Origin of the sequence: Streptomyces sulfonofaciens (genome assembly GCF_014656295.1) — a bacterium.
GTDB classification, from domain to species: domain Bacteria; phylum Actinomycetota; class Actinomycetes; order Streptomycetales; family Streptomycetaceae; genus Streptomyces; species Streptomyces sulfonofaciens.
In genome coordinates this window covers 177,286-194,514 of sequence record NZ_BNCD01000016.1, presented here as the reverse complement: position 1 = coordinate 194,514, position 17,229 = coordinate 177,286, and the positions used below count along the sequence as shown (strand labels likewise).

14 protein-coding genes and 3 pseudogenes are annotated in these 17,229 nt (G+C 72.7%); 7 read left to right on the top strand and 10 right to left on the bottom strand.

The window, feature by feature from the left end:
* A pseudogene (locus tag IE313_RS24840) lies at positions 1 to 300 on the top strand (hypothetical protein); the annotation flags it as partial.
* Between the two features lie 243 nt (positions 301 to 543).
* Here IE313_RS24840 and IE313_RS24835 read toward each other — a convergent pair.
* The gene (locus tag IE313_RS24835) at positions 544 to 1,293 is read right to left on the bottom strand and encodes a transposase family protein (RefSeq protein ID WP_189935891.1); all 750 of its coding nucleotides are present in this window, start codon (positions 1,291 to 1,293) and stop codon (positions 544 to 546) included.
* Positions 1,294 to 1,385: 92 nt separating this feature from the next.
* On the opposite strand from IE313_RS24835, the pseudogene IE313_RS24830 reads away from it, so the two are divergent.
* Positions 1,386 to 1,862, top strand: a pseudogene (locus IE313_RS24830) (IS5 family transposase); the annotation flags it as partial.
* Positions 1,863 to 1,942: 80 nt separating this feature from the next.
* Here IE313_RS24830 and IE313_RS24825 read toward each other — a convergent pair.
* Positions 1,943 to 2,887, bottom strand: a complete 945-nt coding sequence (locus IE313_RS24825) for a helix-turn-helix domain-containing protein (RefSeq protein ID WP_229924926.1) — start codon at positions 2,885 to 2,887, stop codon at positions 1,943 to 1,945.
* A gap of 803 nt (positions 2,888 to 3,690) precedes the next feature.
* On the opposite strand from IE313_RS24825, the gene IE313_RS36455 reads away from it, so the two are divergent.
* Complete coding sequence (locus tag IE313_RS36455; protein WP_189935888.1) at positions 3,691 to 3,942, top strand: trimeric intracellular cation channel family protein; 252 nt, start codon at positions 3,691 to 3,693, stop codon at positions 3,940 to 3,942.
* Positions 3,943 to 4,031: 89 nt separating this feature from the next.
* On the opposite strand, the gene IE313_RS24815 is transcribed toward IE313_RS36455, so the two are convergent.
* Positions 4,032 to 4,367 carry a transposase gene (locus IE313_RS24815; protein WP_229924920.1) on the bottom strand — a complete coding sequence of 112 codons (336 nt, stop codon included), beginning with the start codon at positions 4,365 to 4,367 and terminating at the stop codon, positions 4,032 to 4,034.
* 10 nt (positions 4,368 to 4,377) lie between these two features.
* Here IE313_RS24815 and IE313_RS24810 point away from each other — a divergent pair.
* A pseudogene (locus IE313_RS24810) lies at positions 4,378 to 4,644 on the top strand (ISAzo13-like element transposase-related protein); the annotation flags it as partial.
* Between the two features lie 34 nt (positions 4,645 to 4,678).
* Here the strand turns inward: IE313_RS24810 and IE313_RS36635 are convergent.
* The 5 genes from IE313_RS36635 to IE313_RS24780 all read right to left on the bottom strand — a co-directional run bounded on the left by IE313_RS36635 (position 4,679) and on the right by IE313_RS24780 (position 10,030).
* Positions 4,679 to 5,745, bottom strand: a protein-coding gene (locus tag IE313_RS36635) for an IS630 family transposase (protein ID WP_444546256.1) whose coding sequence is annotated in 2 segments (ribosomal slippage) — positions 4,679 to 5,299 and positions 5,302 to 5,745 — 1,065 coding nt in all. Because the reading frame shifts where the segments join, the coding sequence is not laid out codon by codon here.
* 231 nt (positions 5,746 to 5,976) lie between these two features.
* Positions 5,977 to 6,387 (bottom strand): peptide-methionine (R)-S-oxide reductase MsrB, encoded by a 411-nt coding sequence (gene msrB, locus IE313_RS24795; protein ID WP_189935883.1) that lies wholly within the window; start codon positions 6,385 to 6,387, stop codon positions 5,977 to 5,979.
* A gap of 14 nt (positions 6,388 to 6,401) precedes the next feature.
* Positions 6,402 to 7,799: a UDP-N-acetylmuramate--L-alanine ligase gene (murC, locus tag IE313_RS24790; protein ID WP_189935882.1), complete on the bottom strand. Its 1,398-nt coding sequence runs from the start codon at positions 7,797 to 7,799 to the stop codon at positions 6,402 to 6,404.
* A 316-nt stretch (positions 7,800 to 8,115) separates the two neighbouring features.
* On the bottom strand, positions 8,116 to 8,589 hold the full coding sequence (locus IE313_RS24785; RefSeq protein WP_189935880.1) for a putative universal stress family protein: 474 nt from the start codon (positions 8,587 to 8,589) through the stop codon (positions 8,116 to 8,118).
* 325 nt (positions 8,590 to 8,914) lie between these two features.
* Entirely contained in the window at positions 8,915 to 10,030 is a 1,116-nt protein-coding gene (locus IE313_RS24780; RefSeq protein WP_189935879.1) for a dihydrofolate reductase family protein, read from the bottom strand.
* Positions 10,031 to 10,067: 37 nt separating this feature from the next.
* Between IE313_RS24780 and zapE the strand changes: the two genes are divergently transcribed.
* Positions 10,068 to 11,189, top strand: coding sequence for a cell division protein ZapE (gene zapE / locus IE313_RS24775; RefSeq protein ID WP_229924918.1), 1,122 nt, complete (start codon positions 10,068 to 10,070; stop codon positions 11,187 to 11,189).
* Between the two features lie 737 nt (positions 11,190 to 11,926).
* Here the strand turns inward: zapE and IE313_RS35455 are convergent.
* Both IE313_RS35455 and IE313_RS35450 read right to left on the bottom strand, forming a co-directional pair.
* Positions 11,927 to 12,595 carry an ABC transporter gene (locus IE313_RS35455; RefSeq protein WP_229924917.1) on the bottom strand — a complete coding sequence of 223 codons (669 nt, stop codon included), beginning with the start codon at positions 12,593 to 12,595 and terminating at the stop codon, positions 11,927 to 11,929.
* The gene (locus IE313_RS35450; protein WP_308439212.1) at positions 12,592 to 13,701 is read right to left on the bottom strand and encodes an ABC transporter ATP-binding protein; all 1,110 of its coding nucleotides are present in this window, start codon (positions 13,699 to 13,701) and stop codon (positions 12,592 to 12,594) included. Before IE313_RS35450 ends, IE313_RS35455 begins: the two co-directional genes overlap by 4 nt.
* Before the next feature lie 294 nt (positions 13,702 to 13,995).
* On the opposite strand from IE313_RS35450, the gene IE313_RS24765 reads away from it, so the two are divergent.
* Both IE313_RS24765 and IE313_RS24760 read left to right on the top strand, forming a co-directional pair.
* Entirely contained in the window at positions 13,996 to 14,700 is a 705-nt protein-coding gene (locus tag IE313_RS24765) for a peptidyl-tRNA hydrolase (protein WP_189935909.1), read from the top strand.
* Positions 14,701 to 15,131: 431 nt separating this feature from the next.
* Positions 15,132 to 16,838 (top strand): MbnB/TglH/ChrH family RiPP precursor modification enzyme, encoded by a 1,707-nt coding sequence (locus tag IE313_RS24760; protein WP_189935875.1) that lies wholly within the window; start codon positions 15,132 to 15,134, stop codon positions 16,836 to 16,838.
* The last annotated feature ends 391 nt before the right edge of the window (positions 16,839 to 17,229 follow it).

Here is a 17,229-nt window from a genome sequence, read left to right as displayed (position 1 = left end):
TCGTGGTCGACGCCGTGGCGGCGCGAGTCGACACGGCAGAGCCCACGGATGACTGGCTCGCCGACGTCCGCGCCGCCACCGCTGTTGCGCGAGATCCCTCTGGCTCTCCGGCACGATGTCTACGCGCTGGCCGCGCTCGCTGAGGGGCTGGTGATGGTGGCCGGGGATCGGTGGGGATTGCCAGCCGGCCCGGTCGCGGCGGTGGGGTCGGTGGTCGTCGTGGTCATCAGGGTGCTGGCCATCTGGCGGCGGCGGAACGCCCCTCCGACGCCGGACGCGGACGCTGGGTACGTCGTCTGACATCAAGCGCGGGTGGTTCGCGGCATCGAGTTCTGCCTGCCCGTTCTCAGTGGCGTTCCCGGCGACCCCGCCTCGCGCACCGTTCATGGGGTCGACCGCTCGCCAGCGGCGGTCTCCTGTTTCTGCCAAGGTGATCGGCGTCGGCTCGGCGTTCGTGGTACTGCCCCTACGCTGCGCATCGCGGCCGACGAACCGCGGCGGGTGATGGCCCGGCGCTAGTTCCGGGCCGACGAGTGCGCCTTTTCAGCGTTGCCTCTCCAGGGTGAGGACCGCGGCGGCGATGACAGTCATGCGGCTCGGGCTGCAGCGGCTTCGGCGGAAGATCTGCCAGGACTTCAGTCGCGCCATGCCGCGTTCGACGGGAGCTCGGGTCTGGGCGAGGGCGCGGTTCACGGTGCGCTGGGTGGGGGTGAGTTCCCCGCCGGGCGGACGTCTCAGGCCAGTGGTGACGTGCAGGCCGGCACCGGTGTAGGCGCGGTCGGCGAGGACGGGGACACCCTGGCGTTCGCAGATCTGGATGATCTTGAGGGTGCGGGCCGCGGTCAGATCGTGGGTGCGGCCCGGCAGCGCGGACGAGATCCACAGAACCTCGCCGATCGGATCGGTTACGACCTGGACGTTCACGCCGTGGCGGCGGTGCTTGGCGGAGTAATCAGCGCGGCTGCCGCCGACGCGGTCGCGCTCGGCGAGGGTGCCGTCCAGAAGGACGAACTCGGGACCGTGCTCGCGCAGCGTCTTCAGCAGGCCCGGGGCCCGGTCGGCGAGTAGGCCCGTGACGGTGGTGACGTAGGCGTGGGCGGTGCCGACGGATATCCCGAAGCCGGCCGCGATCCGGGCGAGGGTGTCGTGGCGGTGCAGGTACACCAGCGCGACGAGTGCGCGCCGGTGCGGCGGGAGTTTGCAGCGCCTGCCACCCTCACGGGTGACGATGAGCACCGTGATCCACTCAACCAGGGTGTGCGGGAGGTCGAGTGCGGCAGGGTAGGGAACCAACAGGGATCCTGTGCTGCTGAGCTGACACGCCGAACACCTCCCTCAACGGCACGAGAGCCCTGTCCGCCAGCTTGGTCCCCCGATCGGCAGCCGCTCCGAAAAGGGGGCTCGCGACGGGCCCGTCGCCGGTCGACCGGGGCAGGGCCGGCTCCAAGCACCACCTGATCACCGATGGCCACGGCACCCCGCTGGCAATCATCCTCACCGGCGGTAACCGCAACGACGTCACCCAACTGCTGCCGCTCCTCGATGCCATCCCACCAGTCCGTGGTCGACGTGGCCGACCTCGTCGAAAGCCGCAGTCCGTCTTCGCCGACCGCGGCTACGACCACAACATCTACCGGGACCAGGTCCGTGCCCGCGGGATCCTGCCGGTGATCGCCCGCCGAGGCACACCTCACGGCAGCGGCCTGGGCGTCTACCGATGGGTGGTGGAACGTAGCTTCGCCTGGCTACATGGCTTCCGACGCCTTCGAGCCCGCTGGGAACGACGAGCCGACATCCACGAAGCGTTCCTCAAACTCGCCTGCCGCCTGATCACCCTGCGCCAGATCCGCTCATTGTGTTAGCAGCTCTTACACAGATAGGCAAATATATTCTCGAAAATGGTTCCATTTCTGCATCCAGCCAAGGTCCTGAGCCCGTTCTTTCAGCAGCTGGCCGGCAGCATGTGTGAGAATCGGTCAGGTGCCCGGACATTCTGAGGTCTAGAAGCTGCCGGAAGACGTTGGACGAAGGGCTCCCTGGCCCCGAGTGTACCGGTGTCGCTTTCTTCATGATGGACCCGTGCGTGTCCGCCTCTCGCAGATGCCAGTCGACTCCTCGTTTCACTCGGCGACTCACCGAACCGAGACCTGTACTTTCTCGACAGATGCTTCGAATCTGGCAGCCCCCATCGGGCTCCTGCGGCTGCCAGATTCAGATCGGGATTGGACAGGATATCGGAACGATATCGATCTAGACGCCGATCGCTGATGTATTTGCTTACACCCTCGCCGGATTCGCCGAAAATCCGGTAGAGCGTCCGAACGGAGATCGCGTGCGCAGCCGCCACCACTTTCGGACTCAACTCTGGATCCCCCAGATGCGACTCGATGTACGTGTCGAGCCGCGTGCGAAAACCCGCATACTCTTTCCCGGGCGACTCCAACAGCGTCGCCTGGAGCAAATCTCCGGCGACGTCCGCAGCGGCGGCCAGCGACGCGTCACTCAAGCGTGCCGCCATGTCCATGGTCGCCTCCAAGTGTTGCGCGAGCAGCTCACCCACGCCTCTACTGTCCAGGGCGGTGTACATCCGGGCCCTGACCGTCCTCACGGGAAGCGCCCGTGCGCCCCATCGAAGGAACACGAAGAATACTCGTGAGTCGGCCGCACAGCGAAACGTGACAGAATGCGTCGACGAACAGAGCGTCCATTGACCGGGAATTACTAGCCGTTCTCGACCACCCCGTGCAAGCCACACCGAACCAGCCAGTGGGACAACTCCGAACAGTGCACTCGCGCATGCGCCATCCGTCCTCGTACGCACGATCGTGACTGCACGTCCCGGAGCCGCGATCTCGAAGAACGTGGTCCGCGCCGCGATCAGATTCATTTCGACCGTCGAAGGTCCTACGGTCTTCGCCGGTATCGAAAGCTCCGATCCTCTCACATTCCACCGAAATATATCCCTCCCCACCACGAACTCTAGGATCCTTTTCGAAGTCCCAGAGAGGAGCCCCTCGGCGGGAAGTTCGAATCGTTCTTTCCTGTATATACTCATCCGGAGCTACCTGTACCCAGCATGGATCCTCGGCCGACAGAACCGAACCCAGGCCACGGTTTTTGAATTCTCACTCTGAAATCAGGCTGCGTGCCGTCCTGCCAACGTCAGTCCATCAGGGCCACGTCGACAACCGCGTCAACGGAGACGCGACACCCCGGGCGAGATAACGTGATCATGGTGACCGGTCCTCCCGCACTCAAGGCCCACCGCGCCTCCCCCATGTCGCCGTGACGATGTTCCTCACCCGAGCCGGTCTCGTTCACGTGTGCCGTGCGTCAACCTTCTTGATCGGTCGGCCTGGACTCCGCGTTCCTTCACGCCTGCGCGAAGCACACGGAGAGTTCACGAGCTGTCCGGCGCCTGACTCACGGATTCAGCGCCGCCCCGTTCCTTGGCCGAGACCGGTGGACGAGACGGGCACACTACGGAGTGCCGCGCAGCACCGTCACCGCGACAGGTTGGGCCAACTCGTTCGCGGCAGGCCTCGGGGCCCACCCGTTGCGCCGGGCCCGGCCGGGGACAGCGACACACGCTCTTCAGGAGAGGGTGGCCGAGCCCGCCTTCCTCGTATGACCAAGGCAAGCGCGTCAGGGAGAGGTCCCGCGTGGTAGCAGCCATGACGGGCTGACGCGATGATCGAAGTCTTGCAGTTGGTCGCGGTCGGCGTGTTCGCGACTTCGGGGGCCTTGGTGGCCCTGCGCAGCCAGTTGGACGTGTTCGGCGTGACTACCGTACTGGGCGGCGGGGTAATCCGGGACATTATGCTCGGCGTGCATCCGCCCACTGTTTTCGAGAGATGGCCCTTTCTCGTGGTGCGGCCGTCGTCTCTGTTTCGGTCTTCTGGTGCCATCCCCAAGCCACACGGCTCAGATCGACGATGCTGACTGCCGACGCTGTCGGGCTCGGCCTGTTCGTCACGTCCAGCACGACGACGGCCCTGCACCTCGGTGTCCCCCGAGGCTGCTATGTCATGTCAAGCCGCTTGAGCGAGTTCTTCGACGTTGGCGAATCGGTTCCGGTCGGCGCGCTCAAAGATCTTGAAGATCTGGCGACAGATCACCCGCTTGAGGCATCGCTGAGCATCACGGGAGGTCTTCCCTTCGACGATCTTGCGTGCGACGTACGTCTTCGTAGTGGGATCGATCCGCATCCGGATCAGGGTGATCGTGTGCATGGCCCAGTTGAGCTGCCGGTCGCCGCTGCGGTTGAGACGGTGTCGGTTGGTCAGCCCGGGCGAGGCAGGGATCAGCGAAACACCAGCGAAGGAGGCGAAGGCCGCTTCCGAGCGGAATCGTCCCGGTGAGACCATCTGACCAAGATACCCGGCCGCCACCCGTCTGCTGATCACCGCGGATGCAGGCGGGTCCAACGGTTACCGCACCCGCGCCTGGGAGACCGAACTCGCCGCCCTGGCCGCCGAGACGCACTTAAAGATCACGGTCTGCCACATGCCGCCGGGCACCTCGAAGTGGAACAAGATCGAGCACCGGCTGTTCTCCCACATTTCCATGAACTGGCGCGGCCGCCCGCTGACCAGCCACGACGTCATCGTGAACAGCATCGCGGCGACCACCACCCGCACCGGCTACTGAGGTTGAACTCGTGATGTCGTGTCGCTGCTCAGGCGGGTCTGGTGGTCAGGCCGGTCTCGGCGAGGCAGCCGTCTATGAGGTGGCTGCTGTACTGGATGTGCCGTAAGCCACGTCGGATGCGCTGGATGAGGTGTTCGGGAGTGTGGAAGGCGACGTTGGAGAGCCAGCCGCGTCGCAGGAGGGACCAGATCCCTTCGACGGGGTTGAGGCCGGGTGCGTAGGGCGGCAGGTAGTAGATGGTGAGCCAGTCCCGGGCCGCGGCCCATTCCCGCAGGCCGGCGGCTTTGTGGACGTTGAGGTTGTCCCAGATGAGAACGACCGGGCCGCCGAGCTGCTGGTGGGCGGTGAGCAGCAGATCGCGGTAGTCGCGCCAGGAGAAGCTCTTGCGGCCGTCGCGTCGGCCGTCGTCCCGGCGGGGCCGGTAGATCAGCCTGGACCGATGGCCGGGTTTGTAGCAGGTCAGTGCCGCGATGGACACCCGTCTGCGGGACCGGCCCCGAACCCGCACCACCGGTGTCCGGCCGCGTGGCGACCAGGTCTTCGACTGCGGCGGCGTCATGGAGAATCCGGCTTCGTCCTCGAAGACCAGCCAGGCTCCACTTACCGCCGCGAGCCTTCCGCGCAGGGCCACACCTCCTTGGCCCACCCGGCCACCGCCTCGTCGTCCCGCTCGACCGCGCGGCGGGCCGGGACCTGGCAGGACCAGCCGTTGCGCACCAGCAGCTTCCGCACGCCCTGGACGGTGTAGGTCAGGTGGAAGCGTCGGCCGATCAGCGTCTTGATCCGCGCGAGCGTCCAGCGCTGGTCCTCCCAGCCGTGCGCGGCCGGCCCCTTGGCCAACTCAGCCTCCAGCTGGGCGAACTGCTTCTCGCTCAGCCTCGGCAGCGACGCCGGTCCCTGCGATCGCAGAGCCCGCGGGCCGCTCTCGTCCCACGTCCGCCGCCACCGCTGCACCGAGCGGACGCTGACCCGCAGGTCCTTGGCGATCACCGAGCTCGCCTCGCCCTGGGCGAACCGCTCGGCTGCCTTGAGCCGTAACGCCTCGCGGAACTTCTGACGTTCGGCCGTCAGCCCGCCCCCTTGTGGATACCGCATGCCTCGGTGATACCGCACAGGCGACGAGCCGTCAGCCCTTACGACTCCACAAGTTCAACCTCAGTAGTCCTTCGCGTTCGGAGCTAGCGGCGCCAAACGACTCCGCCCCTCAACGGAGACCGTGACACAAATCCGCAGGTCAGCACCCCGCGCACAACCAGCCATGTTTTGTGGCTCCTGCCGGGAACTCGAATCTGGGGCCAGAGACGAGTCACCGGCAGCGATGCCGATCTACTGCTCCTCGTCCTGCTCCAGACGCAGCGAGATCGAGTTGATGCAGTACCGCTGGTCCGTGGGCGTCGGATACCCCTCACCCTCGAAGAGGTGACCCAGATGGGAGCCGCAACGGGCGCAGCGGACCTCCGTGCGGACCATCCCATGCGAACGATCTTCCAGAAGTTCTACCGCGTCGGAGTTGCGTGCATCGTAGAAGCTCGGCCAGCCGCAGTGCGACTCGAACTTCTCACCGGAGGTGAACAGCTCCGCTCCGCAGGCGCGGCAGGAGTACACGCCCTTGGTCCTGGTGTCGGTGTACTCGCCCGTGAAGGCGGGCTCCGTGCCTGCCTGGCGCAGTACCGCGTACTCGGCAGGGGTCAGCTCCGCGCGCCACTGCTGGTCCGGCTTCTCGATGTCGTACGCCATGGTGGTTCGGCCCCTCACTTCGACAGAGACGACAGACGGGAAAGGATCCCGGGCCCGAGCTCCGTGACGTCACCCGCGCCCATGGTGAGAACGAGATCACCGGGCTTCGCCATTCCCGCGACGAGGTCGACGGCCGCTTCCCCGCCGTGCGCGGCGGTCACGTCCGCGCCGGCCGCCCGGGCCGCGTCGATGATCAGCTCGCTGGTGACGCCGGGGATCGGGTCCTCGCGGGCCGGATAGATGTCGAGCACCACGGAGGCGTCAGCGAGGGCGAGTGCGGTGCCCATCTCGGTGCCGAGCTGCTGGGTGCGGGAGAAGAGGTGCGGCTGGAAGAGCACGACGATGCGGCCGTCCGCCGCCGCGCCGCGGATCGCCTCCAGGTCGGCGGTCATCTCGGTGGGGTGGTGCGCGTAGGAGTCGATGACCTGCACGCCGGCCTCCTCGCCCTGGAGCTGGAGGCGGCGCTTGACCCCGGTGTAGGTGCCCAGCGCGGCGGCGAGGTCGGCGGCCGGGACGCCGAGGGCCACGCCCGCGGCGAGGGCGGCCACGGCGTTGAGCGCGTAGTGCCGCCCGGGGACCGAGACGGTGAACGTCAGCTTGGCGCCGTCCAACAGCACGGTCACCTCGCTGCGCAGGCCCTGCGGCTGCACGGACAGCACGCGCACGTCCGCGTCGGCGGCCTCGCCGTAGGTCACCACCCGCAGGCCCTCGGGCAGCCGCCGCACCAGCTCCCGCGCGCCCTCGTGGTCCGCGGAGACGACCAGTGTGCCGCCGTCGGTGATCCGGGCCGCGAAGGTCGCGAAGGACTCGTGGATCTCCTCGATGGACGCGTAGTTCGCGTGGTGGTCGAGCTCGACGTTCAGGACGACGGCGACCTCGGGAGCGTACTTGTGGAAGCTGCGGTCGCTCTCGTCCGCCTCGGCGACGAAGATCTCGCCCTTGCCGTGGTGGGCGTTGGAGCCGGGGGCGTCCAGGTCGCCGCCGATGGCGTAGGACGGGTCGAGGCCCAGGGACGTCAGGGACACGGCGAGCATCGAGGTGGTCGTCGTCTTGCCGTGGGTGCCCGCGACGGCCAGCGGCCGCAGGCCCTGCATCAGCGAGGCGAGCGCGTCCGAGCGGTGCACGACCGGGATGCCCAGCTCGGCGGCTCGAACCAGCTCAGGGTTGTCCGGCCGGATCGCCGAGGACACGACGACGCAGCTCGCGTCCGCAGCGAGGTGCTGCGCGGCGTGCCCGATGTGCACGCTCACGCCCAGCTCGCGCAGGGCGGCCACGGTGGCGGAGGCGCGTGCGTCACTGCCCGCGACGGCCGCGCCGCGCTGGGCGAGGATCTTCGCGATGCCCGACATTCCGGCGCCGCCGATGCCGATGAAGTGCGGTCGGGTCATCGCGGCAGGAAGGCCGGGTGCCATGCGTGTCTCTCCCAGGTGCGTGCGCGTGTGGACGGTGGAACGGCGGGGAGGCCGGGGGCCGCCGGGCGCCCGCCGGACGGCCGGGGCCGAGGGGGCCGCCGTGGTCGCTGCCCGCACGCGTGACGCCCGCGGGCGGGGCCAGCCTATGCCCTCCGGGGCCCGGCCGGGGCCCGCGGCATGCGCGGACGGCGCTGCAAGGGGGACGCGTCCGAGCGGTACCGACGTCCGAGCGGGGGGCGGACGGCGGGGCGGCGGGGCGCTCCGGGTCCCGGGCGGAGGGGCCCGCCCCGCGGAGGGGTGCCTGCGGGGACCCGCCCTACGCCTTGCTGTGCGAGAAGAGCTTCAGCACGGGTACGCCCACCTTGTGGCGGGCCCGCGACGCCCAGTCGCGGTGGAAGAACTCCTCCACGTAGTGCGGATCGGTCAGCACGATCACCTCGTCTGCGTCGGCCTCCTCGACCAGCGACTTCAGGGCGTCCAGCGGATGTTCCTCGATCAGCCGGCCCTCGGCCTCGCAGCCCGCCGCGTGCAGCGCGGCCAGCGAGACCTCCAGGGCCTGCTCCGCCTGGCCCTCGGCGTCCCGGCCCGCCGGGGTGGCGCGCTCGTGCGCCGCCTCGTCGAGCTCGCCCATCGCCACGTCGTCGATGGCTCTCAGCAGGCGGTCGGCCTGGTCGCCGCGGGGTTGCAGCATCACCTGGAAGGAGACGCCCTCGTCCCCGTGCAGGGTGGTGACGAAATCCACGTCGGCGGATGTCAGGGCCTTCTCGATCATCAGTACGCTCGTGAACACGACGGACGCCCCTCTCCTCCTCGGGCCCCGCCCTCGTCAGGACCCTGCGGAAACCATCCTGCCCCTTGGGCTCACGCGGGGCGGTGGCTTTCCGTGTGCCCGGTGACGGCAGAACGGAACGGCCCTTGTTCGTGTGCACCGGACCGGGCGCGGGGCCGAAGTGGCTGGTGAAACCGGTTCAGGCAGTACGACTGACACGACTGATACGGCTCGTACGATCAATGGTGCAGGGTGACCGCGGGGAACGCGCGCGCTGTCCTCACCAATTCGAGTATGTCGGCACGATCACTTTTCCGGGGCCGTCGACATCTTCCGACCGTTGCGTTCATGGAATTGCCCGGGCGCCGGCGCATGACGACCCGTGCGCGTCCACCTGTCGCCGGTAGCGCGTGAAGAGGAAGCCGTCCTCCTCAAGGACGGATACCAGTTCGAGGCGGTCGGGCACCGCGATGTCCGGGCCCTCCGCGATCCGCGGAGCCCGGCCGGCGGTGAGGACCGGGGAGAGCGTCAGGCAGAGTTCGTCGAGCACCGACGCGGCCACGAACTGGCCGAGCAGCCGCGGCCCGCCCTCCAGCAGCATCCGCCGGTACCCGCGCGCCGCCAGCGCACGCACGACCAGCTCCGGCACCACACCGGCGCCCGAGCCGGCGATCACCACCTGCGCGCCCCCGGCACGTGCGGCGGCCACCCGGTCGGCGGGCGCCGCCTCCCCGGTGAGGACCAGGGTCGGCACCAGCGGCTCGGTGAACAGCGGCCGGGAGAAGTCCAGGTCCAGGCCGGCGCTGACCACGGCGATCGCGGGCGCGGGCGCCTGGCCCGCCGCGGCCCGGCGCTCGGCGAAGGCCCTGCGTGCCCGCGCCGGCCGGTACCCCTCCCGCCGTACGGTCTCCGCGCCCACGATCACCACGTCCGCCAGGGACCGCAGCACACCGAAGACGCGCATGTCGGCGGGGCCCGACAGGGGCTGCGAGCGGCCGCCGTGCTCGCCCGCGCCGTCGAGGCCGGCGACCATGTTGGCGCGCAGCCACCAGGTGCCGCGCGCGGCGCCCCCGCCCTGGGCGAGGCCCTGATCCCGTGCGGGCCCCTGGTCCTGCGCCGGGCGGTCCTGCGCCGGGCTCCCCTCCGCCTCGCGGTCCCGTGCGGAGCCCCGGTCCTGCGCCGGGCCCTGCTGTGTCGTGCCGCCTGCGCCCAGGGGCTCCGGGTACGCGTACGCCTCGGCGAGCCAGTCGAGGCCGCGCTCGTCCGCTCCCGTCGAGCCGGAAGGCCCCGCGCCCCAGGCGGCCTCCGCCTCCTGCGCCGCCCGCACTCCCGAACGCGCCCCGTCCCCCGCCGCGGGGGCCGCCCCGGCCGTGGGGGCGGTGGCGCCCTCCCCCGGCTCCCTCGCCTCCCGACGCCCCGTCCTGCCTGGTGTCTCCTCGGTCACAGGGAAGAGTCGTCGCATGCCGTGCAGTCTCGCACGGCGCTTAGGCTGGGGAAGCGTGTCATCGTCTCCTGCCCCTGCCGGGCCCGGCTCCCGCTCCGCCGTGCAGCCTGTGTCGCTGTGCGCCCGCGCACCGGAGGTCGGTGCGGACCGGCTGATCGCCGGGCTGGTGCCGCCGCCGCGCTTCGGCTCGGCGCGCTTCGACACCTACGCCCCGGACCCGGACGCCCCGGGCCAGGCGGCGGCCGTGCGGGCCCTCACCGCCTTCGCCGCCGGGCTCGGGAGCGGGCGCGCCGGGCAGACCGGCCGGCGCCGCTGGTTCGGGGCGCGGGCAGGGCGTACCGGTGGCGACGGCGTCTATCTGGACGGCGGCTTCGGCGTCGGCAAGACGCACCTGCTCGCCGCCCTCTGGCACGCCGCTCCCGCACCGCCCGAGCACAAGGCCTTCTGCACCTTCGCCGAGCTGACGCAGCTCGCCGGAGCGCTCGGTTTCCAGCGGACGGTGCGGGCCCTGAGCGGGCACAGGCTGGTGTGCATCGACGAGTTCGAGCTCGACGACCCCGGCGACACCGTCCTGGTCTCGTCCCTGCTCGACGGGCTCGGCGCGGCCGGTGTGGCGCTCGCGGCCACCTCGAACACCCTGCCCGACAGGCTGGGCGAGGGACGGTTCGCGGCCGAGGACTTCCGCCGCGAGATACAGGGCCTTGCGGCACGCTTCCGCACGCTGCGCGTCGACGGAGCCGACCACCGCCACCGCGGTATGCCCGCGGCCCCGCCGCCGTACTCCGAGGAGCAGGTCGCAGCGGCCGCGCACCGCCTCCCCGGCGCCGGCCTCGACGACTTCCCACGTCTGCTCGACCACCTCGCCCATCTGCATCCGAGCCGGTACGGCGCACTGCTCGACGGGGTCACGGCCCTGTGCCTCACCGGTGTGCGGCCGGTGCCCGACGAGGCGGCGGCGCTGCGTCTCGTGGTCCTCGCCGACCGGCTGTACGACCGTGAGATCCCGGTCCTGGCCTCCGGCGAGCCCCTGGACCGGGTCTTCGGCGACCGGGTGAGGACCGGCGGCTACCGCAAGAAGTACCTGCGCGCCCTGTCCCGCCTCAGCGCCCTGACCCGTGAGGCCGTGCACCTCGGCGCGCCCGTCCTCCCGGCCGCCCGCCTCCCGGCCGAGGGCTGAGCGCCGGGTGCCGGACAGCCGGTGGTGCGCGACGCCGTACGGGGAGGCCGTGCCGCCGCTCGGATCCCCGTCGCCCCACGTCGGCCGCCGGCCCGTGCACCGGTCGCTGCCGTTCCGGCCGACCGCCTGCGGTGGCGACGGGGTCCCGCGCGGCGCGTGCCGCGGCGCGGCGGCTGCCCGCACCTGCGCCGTTGCGCCCGTGGCCACGGATGCGGGACATTCCCCGTGACCGCCTGCGGGCGAACCGGGAGAAGGGGCACGCAGTGGTGGACGGGTACGGGGCAGCAAGCGCGCGGACGCGGCGCGGTACGGGCGCGCAGGCGGCCGGGGGCGGCGCGGACGCGGCTTCGACCGCCGGAACGGATCCCGCTGCCGGAGCAGGTGCGGCTGCCGAGGCGGATGCCGCCGCTGAGGAGGATGCCGCGGCCGAGGGTGCGGGCGTCGTGACCGGGCCGCCGTTCGCCGAGTGCGTACTGTGCCGTGCCGTCACCGAGTACCCGAGGACTCACCCGGGGGTCACGCTGTGCCCGGTGTGCGAGTGGCAGGAGGCGGAGCGCACGGCCTGTTCCGGGTGAGGTGCCGGTGCCACCGGTCGCCGACCCGGCGGGGTGTGCGGCCGCCCGGCCGGGGTGTGCGCGCCGCACGTTGCCGTGCGCGGCGCCCGGCCGCTGGGCGAGGCCGCACGCGCCGCGGGGGCGGACCGCGTACGGGCCGGACCGTGGGGCCGGGGGCGCCGCTCAGTCCCTGCGGCTCGTCAGCGCGCACGCCACGGCGGTGGCGGCGAGAGCGGCGGCGGCGCCCGTGGCGCAGGGCAGCAGCGGGATGCGGACCGCGCCGTCCTGGGACCCGGTCACCATGTCCGTGAGGGCCTCGCGGGCCGGCGAGCCGGCCAGCACCAGCGCCAGGAACACGGCGAGCACCAGCGCCGGCACGGCCCGGCCGGTGCTGCGCAGCAGCGGCCTGCTCGTCAGCGCCCCCACCGCGGTGCCCAGCAGTGCGCAGGCCAGCATGGCGAGCAGGCCGGCGAAGCCGGCGGCGGGTCGGGGCACCGGCACCTGGTGGTCGCTGCTCGCCGGCTCGCTGATGGCGGTGACGAGCAGGGCGGCCACCGTGCCGAGCAGCACGGCCGTGCAGAACGCGACCAGCAGACAGGCGAGGTGCGCCCGCGCCGACCCGGCGGGCGCGGCCACGCAGTTGCGCGCCGCGGACGGCTCGTTGGTGACGCAGATGTGCACCAGCCAGGCGGCGACGGGCAGCACGCAGGCGGACGCGAAGCCCAGGCTGTCCAGCACGGGCTGGCCCGATCTGATGCCGACGCAGAGGAAGACCGCGTAGAGGAGGACCGGCGGCAGCCAGCGCTGGGAGCGCACCAGAAGGGCGAGGTGGTAGTGGAGCAGGGCGCTCACGCGGTCCCTCCGTCCGCGGATCCGCTCACGCGGGACGGGGTGCCGGGCGGCGGGCCTGCGTGCGGGGCCGAGGCGGGCGGCGGTGCGGCGGGCGGCGGTGCGGGGCGTACGGGTGCGGCGGGCGGTGGGACGGGGCGCACGGGTGCGGCGCAGGAATCCGGTGCCGCCGTGGCGTCCGGCGGGGCGGGTACGCGGGGGCCGCCGGTCCGTGGCGCGGTGTCGGCGGGGGTGGGCAGCGGCGTCACCGAGACCACGTGCCACGCGGGCCGCGTGGTCAGCAGGTCGCGCAGGACGGCGTCCGAGTCGGTGGCGGGCACCGTCAGGCGGACGGCGCCCGAGGGGCCCGGGGCGACCGGGAACGGTGCGGTGGGCGGGCCGGCGGCGGGGTCGGTGCCCGGCGGTGCGAGGGCCACGATGCCGACGGACGGGGCTGCGGGTGCGCCCGCACATCGCCGCAGGGCGCCGCCCGCGACGGTGTACGTGGCGTCGGACAGGCCGGCGAGGCGGCGCGGGTCGTGGTCGACGAAGACGACGGAGCAGCCCGCGGCCCTGCGTTCCAGGACGGCACCGTCCAGTTCGGCGCGGGCCGCCGCGTCCAGGCCGGTCCACGCCTCGTCGAGCAGCAGCAGGTCGGGGGCGGCGAGCAGCGCCTGGCTGACGGCGACCTTCTGGCTGCTGCCCTTGGAGAGCTCGGACAGCGGTGTGCGCAGGTGCTCCCCGGCGCCGAAGCGCTCCATCCAGCCCGCCGCGCCGCGCGCCGCGGCCTCGCGGGAGAGGCCGTGCACCCGGCCGAGGTGGATCAGGTACCCCTCGGCGGTGAAGGGCAGGCGGGCCGGGAAGCGCTCGGGAACGTAGGCCGTGCGCGGCCGACCCGTGACGCGGCCCTCGCTGGGGGCGTCGAGGCCCGCGAGCAGCCGCAGCAGCGTCGACTTGCCGCTGCCGTTCACCCCGTCGATGCGCAGCAGCGCCCCGGCGGGCACCTCCAGGTCGATCCCGCGCAGCACCCAGGGACCGCGCAGCCCGTATCGCCGGCCTGCTCCCTGGAGGCGGATCCGGGGACCCGCGCCCCCGCGGGAGCCGGGCTTCGCGGCGTGCGAACGCGTCATGCGCCCCATCCTGGCGGCCGGAACGGCCCGCGCCAAGCCGGTGCGGGCCGCGGGTGCGGGCCTCGGCGGCAGGCTCCGTGGCAGTGCCCGCGCCGGTGCCGTCGCGCCGCACGTGCCGGCGCCCGGGCCCCGTACTCCCGCACCGTAGGGGGCCCGTACTCCCGCACCGTACGGGGGCCCGCGCCCGGACGCGCCCGCGGCCGCTGCCGGAACGCCTGGCAGACTGGACGCGTGACCAGTGAGAACTCCGGTGCGGACAGCGCGGCGCCGCAGGGCGCGGACCAGGACGGCCCGTTGCCGTACGCCGGTTCGGTGCGCGACGAGGCGCGGCAGTTCGTGCTGCCGATGGTGGTGCGGATCGAGCGGGCCGCTCCCCCGGCCCGTACCGACGCGCTGGAGACCGCGGCCCGTGCCGTGCTGGTGATGCTGAGCGACCCGCGCTCGCTCGGCGAGGGGCCCTGGGCGCAGGCCGTGCGGAACTGGCAGGACGGCCGGATCCGCAAGGTCGTACGCCGGGCGCGCGGTGCCGAGTGGCGCCGCGCGGAGGCGCTGGACGGCATCACGGTCACCGGTGGGACGGCACAGGTGCGGGTCTTCCCGCCGGTCCCGCTGGACGGCTGGCCCAAGGAGTTGTCCCGGCTCCAGGTCTCCGGCACGCAGTTGGACGACCCGGGACCCCCGGCCGACGCCGATCCCCGCGCACCCGTGCTGTGGATAAGTCCCCATGTCGACATGACCGCTGGCAAGGCCATGGCGCAGGCCGGGCACGGCGCGCAACTCGCCTGGTGGGACCTGTCGGAGGCGGAGCGCAGGACCTGGCGCGCGGCCGGCTTCCCGCTCTCCGTCCGCACCGCGGACCCCGCGCACTGGCACACGGTCACGGCCGGTGGCGGACCCGTGGTGCATGACGCGGGCTTCACGGAGATCGCTCCCGGGGACACCGTGGCGGTCGAGGGGCACCACCGGGTGGCGGAGCTGTCCGGCAGCCGTCGGGCGTGACCCGTCGCCGGGCATGACGCACCGTCGGCCCTGGCCCGTCGCCGGGCATGGCGGGCCCCCGGTGCCGGCCCGGTCCGGGCGGGCGGCGCGCCGTCGGTCCCGTCAGCTCCGCCGGCTCCGCAGGCCCGCCGACCCGCCGACCCGCCGACCCGCCGACCCGCCGACCGAAAGGCACTGCCCCGCGCCGGCACGCGTCACGCCGCCACGCCGTCGCAGGGCGGCCACCGCCGCCGCGGCGGACCCCGGCCCGGTCCCGCGAAGCTCAAATGTTCCTCTGAAGGCGCCCGCGGACGGTTCGCGGCACCGCACCCTGGTGATGAGAACGGCACGGCACAGGGAAACCGGGGTGCCGCGGCACCGGGCGCGGGGGCGCCCTGACACGGCGGGGGCCGTGCGGGCCGGTGGTACGGGGGCGGGACGGAGGAGGGGGCATGGAGCGGCTGGGAACCGGGATCGGCTGGCGGCCGGAGATCGCCGAGGCGGTGGAGCGGATGCCGGGCATCGACTGGGTCGAGGCCGTCGCGGAGAACGTCTGCCCGGACCACCTCCCCGAGCCCCTGCTGCGGCTGCGCGAGCGCGGCGTCACGGTGGTGCCGCACGGGGTCGGCCTCGGGCTGGGCGGCGCCGAGCGGCCGGATCCACGACGGCTCGCCGATCTTGCCGCGCGCGCCGAGGCCCTGCGGGCGCCGTTGGTCACCGAGCACATCGCCTTCGTCAGAGCGGGCGGCGAACTGACCGCGTCACAGCGGCTGGAGGCCGGTCACCTGCTTCCGGTGCCGCGCACCCGCGACGCGCTCGCGGTGCTCTGCGAGAACGTCCGCATCGCCCAGGACGCGCTGCCGGTGCCGCTGGCCGTGGAGAACATCGCCGCCCTGTTCGGATGGCCCGCCGACGAGCTGACGGAGGGCCAGTTCCTCTCCGAGCTGGTGGAGCGGACGGGTGTGCGGCTGCTGATCGACGTGGCGAACCTGCACACCAACCACGTCAACCGCGGCGAGGACCCGGCGAAGGCGCTGGACGAGCTGCCGGTGGAGGCCATCGCCTACGTGCACGTGGCCGGCGGCCACGAGCGCGACGGCGTCTGGCACGACACCCACGCCCACCCGGTCTCCCGGCCGGTGCTCGACGTACTCGCCGACCTGGCCTCCCGGACCGTCCCGCCGGGCGTCCTGCTGGAACGCGACGAGGACTTCCCGGCCCCGGCCGAGCTGGAGGAGGAACTGCGGGCGATCCGCGCGGTCATCGCGACGGCGGGGCCCGTTGGGCGGCGCACGACCGGACCGGCGCGGCGCGACACGGCCGAGCACACCCTTCGCGGAGGTGGGGGATCTCTCCCGCCGGAGACGGCCGAGAAGGCCCAGAAGGCCGAGCCGGTCCCACCTCACAGGGCGCAGGCGGCCTCACCGCAGGGGGCGCAGGCGGTGTCACGGGGATCTGCGGCGAAGGACCGTCAGACGGTACGGACCACAGTGGGGGGTGGGGCCGCTCACGGGACACGAGCGGCCGCGGGGGGCGCGGCGGTGGGAGCCCCGGGGGCCGGTACGGGGGCCGGCACGAGGACCGGGGCGCCCACCGCCGCGACGACGGGGCGGGTCGCGCCGCCTCGGACGCCGACCGTGCCGCGGGCCCGGGCCGCCGCCGGTACGGCACCGGGGAGCACTCCGTCCGGCACCCCCGGCTCCGGCACCGCGCCCGCCGCCACGTCCGCCACGTCCGCCACCGAGCCCGCGCGGCAGCGGCTCGGGCTGGAACAGGCCGCGCTGCTCTCCTCGCTGGTGGCCGGTACGCCGGTGCCCGAGGGGTTCGACCGCGGCCGGCTCGCTCTGCAGGGCCGGGCACTGGCCGGCAAGCGCGCGGACGTCGTGGCGAAGGTGGCGCCCGAACTGCCCGGGATCCTCGGTGCCGCCTACCGCAGCGCGTTCCTGTCGTACGCCCACACCCGGCCGATGACCGGCGGCTACCGGCGCGACGCACTCGACTTCGCCGAACACCTGCTGCTCGCCGGGCGACCGCACGACTCCGCGACCCGGCGCAGGCTGACGGCGTGGTGGTTGGAGCGCTCCGGCCCGAACCCGCCGTCCGGGCGTGCCGTGGCCCGGATGGTGCGGGCGGCACGGCTGGCGTTGCAGCGGGTCTGAGGCCGCTCGCGGCGACCGCCTCCCGCTGCGGGCCCGGCCGCCCCCGGCCGATCTGCGGGGCCCGCCCCGGCAGGCGGCTGCCGTCCCGTCCGCCCGACACCACCCCCCGGTGCTTTACAAGCACCCCCAGCGACCTAATGATCCTTTTCAGTCGATTTGTTCATCAGTCGCTTTGTCCATCAGTCGCCGCCGAGCCCGCCGGCCCCTGCGGATCTCCGCCGCTCCCGCTGCTCGCCGTCGCCCGTCGTCGCTCCGCGTGGCCTCCCCCGCTCACCGCCGGTCCGACGGCCGGACGACCGACGGCGAGACGGCGAGACGGCGGGCAACGAGTCGGCGGGCGGCAGACGGCTACCGGACGAGGGAAGGCCGTCCACTACCGGACGGCTGCGGA

Excerpts from the sequence above, each read along its gene's own strand:
- murC (WP_189935882.1), bottom strand. The coding sequence starts at position 7,799 with ATGGCACCCGGCCTTCCTGCCGCGATGACCCGACCGCACTTCATCGGC.
- IE313_RS35450 (WP_308439212.1), bottom strand. The coding sequence starts at position 13,701 with ATGACGCGTTCGCACGCCGCGAAGCCCGGCTCCCGCGGGGGCGCGGGT.
- IE313_RS24825 (WP_229924926.1), bottom strand. The coding sequence starts at position 2,887 with ATGAATCTGATCGCGGCGCGGACCACGTTCTTCGAGATCGCGGCTCCG.
- IE313_RS36455 (WP_189935888.1), top strand. The coding sequence starts at position 3,691 with ATGATCGAAGTCTTGCAGTTGGTCGCGGTCGGCGTGTTCGCGACTTCG.
- IE313_RS24780 (WP_189935879.1), bottom strand. The coding sequence starts at position 10,030 with ATGCGACGACTCTTCCCTGTGACCGAGGAGACACCAGGCAGGACGGGG.
- IE313_RS24815 (WP_229924920.1), bottom strand. The coding sequence starts at position 4,367 with ATGGTCTCACCGGGACGATTCCGCTCGGAAGCGGCCTTCGCCTCCTTC.
- msrB (WP_189935883.1), bottom strand. The coding sequence starts at position 6,387 with ATGGCGTACGACATCGAGAAGCCGGACCAGCAGTGGCGCGCGGAGCTG.
- IE313_RS24760 (WP_189935875.1), top strand. The coding sequence starts at position 15,132 with ATGGAGCGGCTGGGAACCGGGATCGGCTGGCGGCCGGAGATCGCCGAG.